Annotated in this window: 12 protein-coding genes; 6 read left to right on the forward strand and 6 right to left on the reverse strand. The window is 33.4% G+C overall.

Annotated features, from left to right (window positions below):
- Positions 1 to 21: 21 nt before the first annotated feature.
- From ACQ5J2_RS15105 to fabG, 6 genes are all read right to left on the reverse strand, one after another.
- Positions 22 to 1002, reverse strand: a complete 981-nt coding sequence (locus ACQ5J2_RS15105) for a T9SS C-terminal target domain-containing protein (protein ID WP_432671295.1) — start codon at positions 1000 to 1002, stop codon at positions 22 to 24.
- Positions 1003 to 2385 carry a sensor histidine kinase gene (locus tag ACQ5J2_RS15110; RefSeq protein WP_432671296.1) on the reverse strand — a complete coding sequence of 461 codons (1383 nt, stop codon included), beginning with the start codon at positions 2383 to 2385 and terminating at the stop codon, positions 1003 to 1005. It abuts the gene before it with no gap.
- Positions 2386 to 2393: 8 nt separating this feature from the next.
- Positions 2394 to 3056, reverse strand: a complete 663-nt coding sequence (locus ACQ5J2_RS15115; protein WP_432671297.1) for a response regulator transcription factor — start codon at positions 3054 to 3056, stop codon at positions 2394 to 2396.
- A gap of 60 nt (positions 3057 to 3116) precedes the next feature.
- A complete protein-coding gene (locus ACQ5J2_RS15120) occupies positions 3117 to 5072 on the reverse strand; it encodes an LTA synthase family protein (RefSeq protein WP_432671298.1) in 1956 nt (651 codons plus the stop codon).
- A 259-nt stretch (positions 5073 to 5331) separates the two neighbouring features.
- Positions 5332 to 7353 carry a hypothetical protein gene (locus ACQ5J2_RS15125; protein ID WP_432671299.1) on the reverse strand — a complete coding sequence of 674 codons (2022 nt, stop codon included), beginning with the start codon at positions 7351 to 7353 and terminating at the stop codon, positions 5332 to 5334.
- A gap of 207 nt (positions 7354 to 7560) precedes the next feature.
- Positions 7561 to 8307 carry a 3-oxoacyl-[acyl-carrier-protein] reductase gene (gene fabG / locus ACQ5J2_RS15130; RefSeq protein WP_432671300.1) on the reverse strand — a complete coding sequence of 249 codons (747 nt, stop codon included), beginning with the start codon at positions 8305 to 8307 and terminating at the stop codon, positions 7561 to 7563.
- A gap of 117 nt (positions 8308 to 8424) precedes the next feature.
- Here fabG and ACQ5J2_RS15135 point away from each other — a divergent pair, with 117 nt between their 5' ends.
- The 6 genes from ACQ5J2_RS15135 to ACQ5J2_RS15160 all read left to right on the forward strand — a co-directional run bounded on the left by ACQ5J2_RS15135 (position 8425) and on the right by ACQ5J2_RS15160 (position 11868).
- The gene (locus ACQ5J2_RS15135; RefSeq protein ID WP_432671301.1) at positions 8425 to 8973 is read left to right on the forward strand and encodes an RNA polymerase sigma factor; all 549 of its coding nucleotides are present in this window, start codon (positions 8425 to 8427) and stop codon (positions 8971 to 8973) included.
- A 53-nt stretch (positions 8974 to 9026) separates the two neighbouring features.
- Positions 9027 to 9293, forward strand: a complete 267-nt coding sequence (locus ACQ5J2_RS15140; protein WP_432671302.1) for a hypothetical protein — start codon at positions 9027 to 9029, stop codon at positions 9291 to 9293.
- 5 nt (positions 9294 to 9298) lie between these two features.
- Positions 9299 to 9772: a hypothetical protein gene (locus tag ACQ5J2_RS15145; protein ID WP_432671303.1), complete on the forward strand. Its 474-nt coding sequence runs from the start codon at positions 9299 to 9301 to the stop codon at positions 9770 to 9772.
- The gene (locus ACQ5J2_RS15150; protein WP_432671304.1) at positions 9762 to 10460 is read left to right on the forward strand and encodes an MbnP family protein; all 699 of its coding nucleotides are present in this window, start codon (positions 9762 to 9764) and stop codon (positions 10458 to 10460) included. Before ACQ5J2_RS15145 ends, ACQ5J2_RS15150 begins: the two co-directional genes overlap by 11 nt.
- Positions 10457 to 11476 carry a cytochrome-c peroxidase gene (locus tag ACQ5J2_RS15155; protein ID WP_432671305.1) on the forward strand — a complete coding sequence of 340 codons (1020 nt, stop codon included), beginning with the start codon at positions 10457 to 10459 and terminating at the stop codon, positions 11474 to 11476. The genes ACQ5J2_RS15150 and ACQ5J2_RS15155 overlap by 4 nt, the downstream gene beginning before the upstream one ends.
- 68 nt (positions 11477 to 11544) lie before the next feature.
- Complete coding sequence (locus tag ACQ5J2_RS15160) at positions 11545 to 11868, forward strand: EF-hand domain-containing protein (protein WP_432671306.1); 324 nt, start codon at positions 11545 to 11547, stop codon at positions 11866 to 11868.
- Positions 11869 to 11877 lie beyond the last annotated feature (9 nt).

Raw genomic sequence — 11877 nt, forward strand, 5'->3', positions numbered from 1 at the left:
GTAATTAAGATAACTTTGTGGTTAATTAATGCTTTTTGATACATACGATTTTAAATAAATGCCTAAATTTACGGAGTGTAGTTGTTGATTTACAGAAATAAAAGGCTTTCGTTGAAAGCTTTCATTAGTAAGAAAATAGTTTAAACCATCCTTTGTCGCAATACCTTCAATTTGGAAAAAAGGTAAAGCTAACTTGATTTTTCGCTTATTCCCTGAAAAAAAGTCGTTTTCGTCATAGTCATATAATAAGTAGAGAAACGGTTTTAATTTTTTAGAATAACCACAAAGTGCAATTATCCTTTTGTCTTCCAAAATAACGCCACCTGTTACCAATCCGTTCACCTCTAATGTTGCTTTGTAGCGGGCTTGATGCATTCCAGTAACTTTAGGCAAAACATATAATCGCGTCTTTTTGCTGCTCCATTCTTTTGTTAATAAATATAGACTGTCTTTTGTAACCAAAATTGTTTCGCAATCAAAGTTAGTTGTATTAGCCTTCTGTGAAGTAAAATTATTTTGCTTTTCAAAAGAAAATGCTATCGTGTCAATAACTGTTCTATTTTCAAGCAGTGCTTTCTTTTCGATTTTTAGAATATGTAAATCCCTTCTATTTCCGCTAACATTATTTCCAAAATCTCCGATGTATAAATGAGAACTATCTTGCGAAATGGCTTCCCAATCCTTATTTATTACTTTTGCTAACGAAAATTTTCGCAAATTAATTCCGGTAGTGTCCAAACTGTACAGATTTCTATCTCGGTCGTCGTTCATTGTCCATAATTTCTCATTCCAGAACAACAACCCTGAAGTTTCATGAATTGTATCACTTATCGGAATAGAAAAAAGCGGTTTTACTTTTGTTCTTCTGTATCGACAACTTCCATCATTGATAATAGCATTTGGGTTGTAATTTTTAGCTTCCACATCTGTACAACCTACAATTTGTGCTGCAACAAAATCGGAGTTAAAAATCAAAAACAGTAATGCCCAAAATAATTTCATCTATTCTGCACTTTTCAATTTTAAAACTACTAAAACTCCGTTTTCAGAAGAAATTTTCACATCAAAATGCAGTAAAGCACTCAACCGTTTCACAATAGATAAACCTAAGCCCGTTCCTTTAATTTCAGGATGTTCTGACGGATTAGAACGGTAAAATGGATTGAAAATTTTATCAATATCGGATTCTAAAATTCCGGTACCAAAATCCTGTATGGAAAGATAAATAAAATCACCCTCTTTGTACATTTTCAAATTTATTTCACCTTTATAGACCGAATATTTCACCGCATTAGAAATTATATTATGAAGTACAATTGAAAATAAATAGGGGTCCGTATTAAAATATACGTCATCTTCAAAAACAGTATTTATTTGTATTTTCTTCTTCAAAATTGCTTCAGAGTAGCGAGTCAAAACGTCTAAAATCATGGCGTTTAAAAAAGTAGACTCTTCTATAATATCCTTTTTCTGATTTTCAAAACGTGCTAAAAGTAATAATTCATCCACCAAGAAATTCATTCGGTTGACTTCTGAGATGCAGAATTTTATTTTCTCTTCGTACTCATTTTGGGTTCGTGGTTTACGCGATAAAACTTCGAGAGTTCCTTTAATAACCGCTAAAGGCGTCCGTAATTCATGGGACGCATCTGACGTAAATCGTTTTTCACGTTCAATTGCACGTTCGATGCGGTCCAATAAATCATTAATCGTTTCAGAAAGAATATACAACTCATCCTTGTTTTGCGGAAGCGGAATTCTTGTACTCAAATTGTCTTTTGAAATCAAAGAAGCGGTTTCAATGATTGAAGAAACAGGTTTAATGCTTCGTCCTACAATGAATCGACTTATGAAATAAAGTATAATTAAAATCAGAAAATAACCCACAAACAAGATTTCTCCTAAGTTAGTCAGCACAATTTTAGCATCTTGTAAAGACATAGCAATCAACACATAACCTATCAGTTTTTCATCGTGAAAAATTGGGAATTGCACTTGTCGAATACTTATTGCTTTTAAATGAGCATCATAAAATATCTGGGTTTCACTCTTGTTTTTAAGTAGTAATGAATGTTTTTCTAAATTTGGCGATTTATCGATAATTATTCCCTCACTATCAACAAGTTGTATAAAAACAGGATTAATTCCCAAAGTATTGTGTTCGCGTTCTTCCCATTCATCCGAATCTGAAATGTTAAAACTTTTTGCCTTAATGACAATTTGTTCTGTAGTCGTTTCGATTTCAAGTTGCAAATCACGATCAATATCACTGTAAACGCTAACTTTCACACTATAGTACACAAAGAAAAACACTGCAAATATGAGTAATGCAGTGCTAACTATATAATAAAGTGTAATGCGATTTTTAAATGAAACAGTTGACATAATGGGTTTTAATCGTTTGCAATATAACCTATTCCGCGAACGGTTTTTATAAATTCTTGGTCTTTCTGCAAATTTAATTTTTTACGAATACTATTCATGAATACATCAATTACACCCGAATCATATTCGAAGTGAATGTTCCAAACTTCTTCAATAATCATCGTGCGAGAACAAACTGTTCCCTTATTTTTCATCAGAAAATCCAGTAATTCAAATTCTCTTTGCGTTAAGGAAACTTCACGTTCGTCGACAAAAACTTGATGTTTTTGTCTATTTAGAATAATTGGTCCTAACGTCAATTGAACCGGTTCGTTCTCTTCTCGAAAATAAACACTAATTCGTGCCAAAAGTTCCTCAAAACTAAATGGTTTTTTGATGTAATCGTTCGCTCCCGATTTTAAACCCTCGATTGTATCTTGTACTGTATCTCGTGCTGTCAAAAAAATGATAGGTGTTTTTGAGTCCGTTAAACGCACTTTTTTACAGACTTCAATTCCTGAAATTTTTGGTAACATCCAATCTAAAAGTATCAAATCTGGTTTTGATTGCTGAATTAAAGCCAAACCCTTTTCGCCGTCATTAGCGGTAAAAACAGTGTACTGTTCTTCTTCTAAACCTTGTTTTAGAAAATTTGTAATTCCAACTTCATCTTCTATTATGGCTATTTTCATTTATTTTTAAGCGAAGAATTAATTTGTATATATTTCAATATTCGTAAAATTAGGACAATTTTATTTCTCTTCCAATTTCTTATGTGTAAACAAATAATCGGCCGTCTGATACATCGAAATGGATTCTTTGAGAAACTCTTGATTCATTGGTAATTTATTCAAATCATTGTTTGTTTTATCCCATTTGTAAAAATTATTTTTCTTCTGATTGGATAAAATTATAAGTTCATTGTCCTTCATATAGCCCAATTTCAAATACGTCCCCATAAAAGTGCGTGGTTCAAAATTAGCATTTAGAATATCTTGTCCATAAAAATTTGATTCATAATTCCAGTTTAGCAGTCCAAATAAAGTAGGAAAAATATCAATTTGAGAAGATAGTTTCTGTACTTTTTGCGGTTTTATATTTGCACCGTAAATCATTGCCGGGATGTGATAATTGGCTACATCAATTTCATCTTTTCCTGCCGAGCTGGCACAATGATCAGCAATAATTACAAAAATAGTGTTTTTAAACCAAGGTTTGTTTTTTGACTTTTCAAACAATTGTTGCAAAGCAAAATCAGCATATTGAACAGCACCATTTCGACCAGTTCCGGAAGGAATTGCCACTTTTTTGTCTGGATAAGAATAGGGTTTGTGATTGGAAGTTGTCATGACAAAATTCAAAAAGGGTTTCTTTTCAGCATGGTATTTATCCGCGACTTGAATGAGTTTTTTGTACATATCTTCGTCACAAGCACCCCAAGCATTTTCAAAAGTCACTTCATCATCAGTCACATTATAGCGTTTTGCTTTAATAGCATCGCTCAAAATACTACCTCTTCCCCGGTCGTAAATATCAAAGCCATTTCCTCCGAAAAATGCATTCATATTGTCAAAATATCCATCACCTCCATAAAAGAAATTACATTGATAATTTTTCTGTTTAAAAACAGAGGCTATTGTAAATAGATTGGCATTGTCTGGTCGTTTCACAATACTACTTCCAGGCGTTGGTGGAATCGATAAAGTTACGGCTTCCATCCCTCTAACGGTTCTTGTTCCTGTTGCATATAAATTACTAAAAAGTAAACTTTCTTGTGCTAACTTATCCATAAAAGGTGTGATGGCTTTTTCGTTTCCAAATTCTCGCATGAAGTTGGCACTCATACTTTCCATGAGTACAAAAACGATATTGGGACGCTGTTCTCTCGCTACAGAATCGCTTATTGTACGTCTGATGGATATGGAATCTGCATCGAAATTGCTATTTGAATTACCTAATTTTGCTCGAACAATTGCAAATGCTTCTTCTTTTGGAAGTGTGGTATAAAAAGTTTCATAATCGAGTTTACTATTTCTTAACTCTGCAAAAAATGAATAAATCCCGGCTTTTGATAATTCGTTATTGTAACGGTTTTCAGACCATTCGGCATCCGAATTTTTAATCAATGTAACATAAAAACCTGCAACTAAAAGTGTAATTACAAATGGAATGATTCGTGTTTTGAAAGGTATCTTTGTAGAAAATACTTGCAAAAAACTATCTCGCTTTTTAAACAAGAACAAAATACCAAAAGTAATCAATAACATTGATGGAATTAATATTACTAATGGATAGGACTCGTTAATATTGTTGACCACTTCAAAAGTATATATCAAATAATCTACGGCTACAAAATTAAATCTGCATTTGAATTCATCCCAAAAAGTAATTTCTGCAAAGAAAGTGAAAACAAAAATTAAAACCGTCAACGTAAAAAAGATGTAAATAAAAAATTTATCTACAATACTTCCAATCCATCTTTTAGGCATCAATAACATATAAAAAGTACTAATCAGCCAAACAAATGATAGCACGCCAAAATCGAAAAACAGACCGTAAAATATAGTTTTCAGTAATCCAACGAAGGAATGATTTACGTCAGAAAATTGCCAAGTTAAAAATAGAACGCGAAGTAAAAGTGAGAATAATAGAAACCAAATGGAAAAATCAAACAGTAGTTTGTAGCGTTTTGGAAGTTGGAATTGCATTTATAAATTGAATTGCTTTAGAGAACAAAATTCAATTTTAAAAGATAAATTATGCTTAAGAGTTGCTAAAGTGTTTCTTAAGATTGGATTAACAGGAATTTGATTTTACACAAAGTGCACGAATTTTTAAACAAAAAAATACTGCATAGTTCCAGCATTTCTCAATTTTACTGCAAGGTTTTCAAAACCTTGTAGGTATTAATTTATTTAAGTTTATACCTACATGGCCAAAAAAGAGCTTGCAGGATTTGAAAATGTATTATAGCATTCCATTATACTTCCTTATAAACCATTCAATTGCTAAAAATAAAGCCAGAAGAATCAGTAGCAAAACGTTATCTATAAGTGGTTTTTTAGTAATAATTTCCTTTTCAACTGCGGTATAATTGGTGTTGTTTTTTAGTAAATTTATTAAAGCATCCATTTGGTTTGGCATAAAAGCTTGACCATTGGTTTGCGTGGCTAATTGGGTAAGTTGTGGTAAATTGGGATTTACAAATTGCTGTTCGATATCAAAGTCAAGTAATTCAAATGTACTGGAATAGGTTGTGTTTGAGTTTAATTCTTTGACTACAAAACTATATTTCCCGGAAGGCAAACCTTCTAAATCGGCTGAAAATGAATTGTTGCTTTTTAGTAAATCGTAATTTTTAGTTTTGCTGGTTTCCGTATTTTTGACTGCAATTGTTAGTCTTGCCTTTTCATCAAACTCATAATTCTTGTTGAAATATTGAGCGGAAATAATTAAAGCATCTCCTGAGTTGTAAAATGACTCATGTTCTACGACCAAAGATTTTCTAGAGTTTGTGGTGGCTAAATATTGAACGATTTTGTCTACGAAAATATCAAACTGCTCGAAAGATTCTTTTTTAATATTAGTTTGCATTCTCCATCTCCAAATATTTTCGCCCAGCAAATACGCCGTTCTAGGACTTTGATTATTGAAAGATAGCAAAGGTGAAGCGGCATCAATCGCTCGGATTTTAGACCCTAAAAAAGTAGATGTTGCACCGTTAACAGTTACATTTCCAAAAAGATTATTCAGTGGTGGAAAACTTTCGAATCCAATGTTCTCGATTGAAAATAAATTAAAATTTGTATCGAACGTAGCGGTAAATTCTTCTGATTGGTTGCTCATTTTGAAAACCAAATCCTTTTGTTGCTGATTCAAAAAGTTGTAATCGGTTTGGGTTCCTGTGATAATCCAAGTTGGAAGTTGCAGCTTTTTATTGGTATCAAAAACAGGTATGAAAGTCGCATTGGGTTGGTACAAAATCAAAACATTGTACTTTGTCAAATCGGTGGCATCGGGTTTTACAAGTGTTACGTTTCTTTGTGAATTTTGTTCAATCGAACGCTTTAACGCACTAATATCTGGATGATTTATAGCTGAAATAATCGCAACTTCTGATTTTTGGTCGATAACCTCAACGGCGAATTTCTTTGTATTGTTGTAGGTGTTTTTTTCTTGCAGTTTTGAAGAAACCGTTACTTGATAAATTTGCAGTCCTACAGAATTTGCAAGTAAAAGCACGTTTAAAATTGCCGTTTTTTTGTTCGGTCCAAAGGAAACGTTTTGTTGAAGTACGGTTGAATTTCCTTGTTTGATGTTAAAATTCGCTGCTACACTTTGCGTTCCTGAATAACTTAAAAATACTTCTACGGGAAATTTATTCTTATGAAAAGCATACTTGTTTACATTTATTTGATTGATTTTTAAATCCATAAATGTTGTTGTATCTCCTAAAACGACTGGATATACCGTGGTTTTATTTGGAAAACTGTATACATAATCCGAACCCATCGTTTGGTTTCCATCCGTCATTAAAACTATTGGAAAACGTTTATTTTTGTGGATGCTTTTTAAGCTTTTGGCTACATCCTCAATGTTGGATTGTGTGCCTTTGAAGTCAAATTCGGATTCGGTTTCAAACTCGTTGTCGAAGCGGTAGGTTTGAATTTCAAACTTTTCTTGTAATTCTTTATCGGTACTTAATTGTTTGTAAACTTGTCGCGCAATTTCATTCGATTTCAAGTAATTTATCGAAGCTGAGTTGTCCATTACTAATGCCAATGGCGTTTTCTGAATTTCATAAGTATGGCTGGTTATCTTTGGATTTATGAGTAATAGTAAAATCCCGAAGTATACCGCAAAACGCAATAAGGCCAAAAACAAATGCATTTTTGATTTGTTTTTGGCTTTATAATAATATTGAAAATAGGACAATCCACCTGCTATAACTATTGAAAGTAGTAGTAATAAAATAGTGGATGTGTTCATTTATGATTTGAGATTTGAAATCCTGCCCCAACCCCTCCGAAGGAGGGGAGCTTGGAATAGGAATTTATGATTTTAAACGAATAGATTCTGCTGAAAACGAAATCCATAGCCCAGATAGTAGCGGTATCCTTTTTCTCGCTTCTTTAGCGAGAAAAAGATTTAGCGGATAGCTGGAAATAGCTCCTAAAAAAGCAACTTAAATTGTTATTAAGTAAGCATTCCACCACACACATTCATGACTTGACCTGTTACGTAAGTACTCATGTCAGAAGCAAAAAACAGACAAGCATTTGCTACATCTTCAGTACTACCGCCGCGTTTTAATGGAATACTTTCTCTCCAACCTTTTACTACGTCTTCATTCAATTTAGCGGTCATTTCCGTTTCTATGAAACCAGGAGCGATGGCGTTGCAACGAATATTTCTAGAACCTAATTCTAAAGCTACCGATTTTGTAAAACCAATAACGCCTGCTTTTGAAGCCGCATAATTAGTTTGACCTGCGTTTCCTTTCACTCCCACAACGGATGCCATGTTTATGATAGAACCCGACCGTTGTTTTAAAAAGGTTTTTTGGATTGCTTTTGTCATGTTGAAAACCGACTTTAAATTGACGTCAATTACTTGGTCAAAATCAGCTTCAGACATACGCATCAGTAAGTTGTCTTTAGTGATTCCAGCATTGTTTATTAAAACATCTACAGTTCCAAAATCAGCTAAAACGGCTTGAACAAAGACTTCCGCTTCGTCAAATTTTGCAGCGTTTGATTGGTATCCTTTTGCTTGAACTCCCATGGCGTTCAATTCTTTTTCTAAAGCTTCCGCGGATGCGGCAGAAGAACTATATGTGAAGGCGATATTTGCGCCATTTTTTGCAAAAACTTCTGCAATTCCTTTACCAATTCCGCGACTTCCGCCTGTGATGATAACTGTTTTTCCTTCTAATAATTTCATTTTAATACTATTTAAAATATAAAGTTCAAATATAGTATTATTTCAAGGTTTTAAAAACAAGTGCGTATATTTAAACATTTATATTTGGCGTTTTTAAATGTACCATTGAATTTATAGATGCAGATAGACAATCAAAATTTCACTTCAGTTTATCAAGATTATAAGCAACTTGTTTATAATGTGGCGCTTCAGTATGTTCAAAATACGGAAGATGCAGAGGAAGTGATTCAAGATGTGTTTGTAAAAGTGTATCAATCTTTGGACAAGTTTGAAAATAATTCCACTTTAAAAACGTGGATTTATAGAATTACCATAAATCACTCCCTAGATTTCCTTAAGAAGAAGAATAGTAAAAAGTATTTTTTCATATTCGGTAGAAAGTCGGATTCTGAACCTGAAGTCAACAACATCAGTACATTTGAGCATCCGGGAATACAATTAGAAAACAAAGAAGACGCTAAAATTTTATTTGATGTAATTAATACGTTGCCTGATAATCAGAAGACTGCCTTTATTTTATCAAAGATTGATGGATTGAGCAATCCTGAAGTGGCAGAAATCATGGAAATGACGGTTTCGTCTATTGAATCCTTACTTTTTAGAGCTAAAAAGAGTTTGCAAGAAAAATTATCAAATAAATTTGAAGAATACCGCAAGAAAAAATAATTAAAGTCGTCTAAATAACTGTACAAGCACTTTGAACTTAAATTCAGCATATTATGAACAAAGAACAATTTATAGAAAAGATACTAAATAGCACTAATGGCATTCAAAAAGTAGAGCCAAGTGATGCTTTATTTGATAAAATTCAACTTCGAATTGAGGCTGAGAAACCTGTAAACAATTACGTTACTTGGTTGGTAGCTGCATCTGTGGTTGTGTTGGTTACTTTGAATGTGGGAATACTTTTAAATAGTTCTTCCAGTTCAACCTCTGCTAATGAATTGTCTAGTTTAGTTTCGACTACAAATAATCAATTATATTAAAATCCATGAATAAAACAAAATTATTAACGATTGGCGTGATTGTTTTGGTTGTAATTAACTTGGTAACATTGTCTTTTTTCATCATCAATAAACCTCATGACGGTAGAGAAAGAAAAGCAATACCACGAGAGATTGTAATTAAAAAGTTGCATTTTGACCCCGATCAAGTGATGCAATATGAGCAACTCATTAAAATACATAAAGACTCTATTGTAGTTTTAGATAATAAAATCAAAAAGTATAAAAACGAATTATATCGACAATTGACACAAGAGGAAGATAAAAAAGCAATCGACCAATTGTTTTTGGAAATTGCTACTACCCAAGCCGCTATTGAAAGACTGCATTTCAATCATTTCTTAACCATTAAAAAACTATGCAAGCCAGATCAATTGGAGGATTATAATGAACTGACCCATGAATTAGCTAAAATATTTAACCCAAAACTTCCTCCTAAAGACCTTAATCGTGCACCTTAAAACTTACTTATTATTAGCATTACTTTTCACTTTTTTGGGTATTACTGCTCAAACTAAAGCGGATAGTTTAGTGGTGCAAGTGCAACTAAAGTTTAACCAGGAAGATTTAAGGTTAAACGCCACCTATATCTCCGCACAAAAAGATACGATTGCATTTGATAAAATTAAATTCTATCTATCGGATTTAGTCTTTATTTACAAAGACAATTCTCAAAAAAAACAGCTCCCTACCTATCATTTGATTGATAGTGATGCTATCGAAAGTCAAAACTTTTCAATCTGTTATTCAAAAGAAAAAGAAATTATTGGGTTAAAATTCAATATCGGTGTCGATAGTTTAGCAAGTGTTTCGGGAGCGATGGCTGGTGATCTTGATGCTACCAAAGGCATGTATTGGGCTTGGCAAAGTGGCTACATCAACTTCAAAATTGAAGGTAAAAGCACGAGTTGCCTGACCCGTAAAAACAAGTTTCATTTTCACATAGGAGGTTATTTAAAATCTTATGAAGCCTTGCGAACTGTTACTTTGAAATGCAGCATCAAGGAACAAAACAAAGTGAATTTGATACTAGACTTAGGAAAGTTGTTTTCTGAAATTTCATTGAAAGAAACCAATACGATAATGATTCCTGGAAAAGAAGCTGTAAAAATGGCTGATTTACTTCCGAATTTATTTTCAATTCGATGAAGAAAATCAAACCTCTTTTACTGATAGGGATACTCGCTTTTGGATTGTTTTCATTTTCCAAAATGTACTTCACTCCTCTTTATTTTGATATTCCTAAAGGTTTTCCAAAACCCGTTTATGACTTTAAGAATAATCCGCTGACTGAAGAAGGTTTTCAGCTGGGAAGGAACTTGTTTTACGATCCACTTTTATCGAGAGACAACACCATTTCATGTGCAAGCTGTCATTTGCAACAAACTGGTTTTACACACGTAGATCATGATTTGAGTCACGGTATCGAAGGTAGAATTGGAACTCGAAATTCTATGACGTTAATGAATTTAGCATGGTCCAAAACATTTATGTGGGACGGCGGCGTCAATCATTTGGATGTACAATACCTCCATCCGATAACTAGTGAAGTTGAAATGGATGAAACACTCCTAAATGTGGTGAAAAAACTGCAGGAAAACCCTAAATACCCACCCTTGTTCAAAGCCACTTTTGGAACTGAAAAAATAACGGGACAACTTACTTTAAAAGCGATGTCTCAGTTTGTAGTCATGTTGACTACTTCCAATTCGAAGTACGACAAAGTACTGCGAAAAGAGGAACAGTTTTCTGAAATGGAGCAAAAGGGTTACGCTGTTTTTAAACAAAATTGTGCATCGTGCCATCAAGAACCTTTGTTTACCAATGATGGATTTGAAAATAACGGTTTGCCAATGGACTCCACTTTAAATGATATAGGGAGAATGCGAATCACGCAAAACAAAAAAGACCTCCAGAAATTTAAAGTACCTACACTTCGAAACGTGCAGTTTACCTTTCCTTACATGCACGACGGTCGTTTTGAAACATTGACAGAAGTCATCAAACATTACAATTCAGGAATTGAACAAAGTCCTACTTTATCCAAAGAACTGCAAAAACCAATGGCACTTACTGACAACGAACGAACAGAACTTGTAGCGTTTCTAAAGACGTTAACCGACAAGGAGTTCTTGTTCAACCCTCGTTTTTCCTACCCAAAATAAAATAATTACAATTTACCGCATGAATTGAATATAAGTGTCGTCTAAATAAGTATAAACCTATTTATACTATGAAAAAATTAAATTTAATTCTGCTGTTGGCTGCAATAGCCATTTCATGTAAATCTACAGACGAACCGATTGCTGAATCAGAACAACGACCCGGACAAAACGGAAAAGGACAACCTAATGTGGAAGAAGTTCTTTCAAAATTAGACACCAACAAGGACGGTAAAATCTCGAAGGAAGAAGCACAAGGTCCGTTGAAAAATGATTTTGCTAAAATAGACACCGATAAAGACGGGTTTATTTCTAAAGAGGAATTGAACAACGCACCTAAACCACAAAGACAAGGTCCTCCAGGTGGACAAGGTGGTCAACAAAAAAGACAATAAATAATAAAA

Origin of the sequence: Flavobacterium sp. SM2513, from assembly GCF_050908145.1 — a bacterium.
Classification (GTDB): domain Bacteria; phylum Bacteroidota; class Bacteroidia; order Flavobacteriales; family Flavobacteriaceae; genus Flavobacterium.

Bases quoted from the DNA above. Each gene is read 5' to 3' on its own strand.
- ACQ5J2_RS15105 (WP_432671295.1), bottom strand. From the start codon at position 1,002: ATGAAATTATTTTGGGCATTACTGTTTTTGATTTTTAACTCCGATTTT.
- ACQ5J2_RS15110 (WP_432671296.1), bottom strand. From the start codon at position 2,385: ATGTCAACTGTTTCATTTAAAAATCGCATTACACTTTATTATATAGTT.
- ACQ5J2_RS15115 (WP_432671297.1), bottom strand. From the start codon at position 3,056: ATGAAAATAGCCATAATAGAAGATGAAGTTGGAATTACAAATTTTCTA.
- ACQ5J2_RS15120 (WP_432671298.1), bottom strand. From the start codon at position 5,072: ATGCAATTCCAACTTCCAAAACGCTACAAACTACTGTTTGATTTTTCC.
- ACQ5J2_RS15125 (WP_432671299.1), bottom strand. From the start codon at position 7,353: ATGAACACATCCACTATTTTATTACTACTACTTTCAATAGTTATAGCA.
- fabG (WP_432671300.1), bottom strand. From the start codon at position 8,307: ATGAAATTATTAGAAGGAAAAACAGTTATCATCACAGGCGGAAGTCGC.
- ACQ5J2_RS15135 (WP_432671301.1), top strand. From the start codon at position 8,425: ATGCAGATAGACAATCAAAATTTCACTTCAGTTTATCAAGATTATAAG.
- ACQ5J2_RS15140 (WP_432671302.1), top strand. From the start codon at position 9,027: ATGAACAAAGAACAATTTATAGAAAAGATACTAAATAGCACTAATGGC.
- ACQ5J2_RS15145 (WP_432671303.1), top strand. From the start codon at position 9,299: ATGAATAAAACAAAATTATTAACGATTGGCGTGATTGTTTTGGTTGTA.
- ACQ5J2_RS15155 (WP_432671305.1), top strand. From the start codon at position 10,457: ATGAAGAAAATCAAACCTCTTTTACTGATAGGGATACTCGCTTTTGGA.
- ACQ5J2_RS15160 (WP_432671306.1), top strand. From the start codon at position 11,545: ATGAAAAAATTAAATTTAATTCTGCTGTTGGCTGCAATAGCCATTTCA.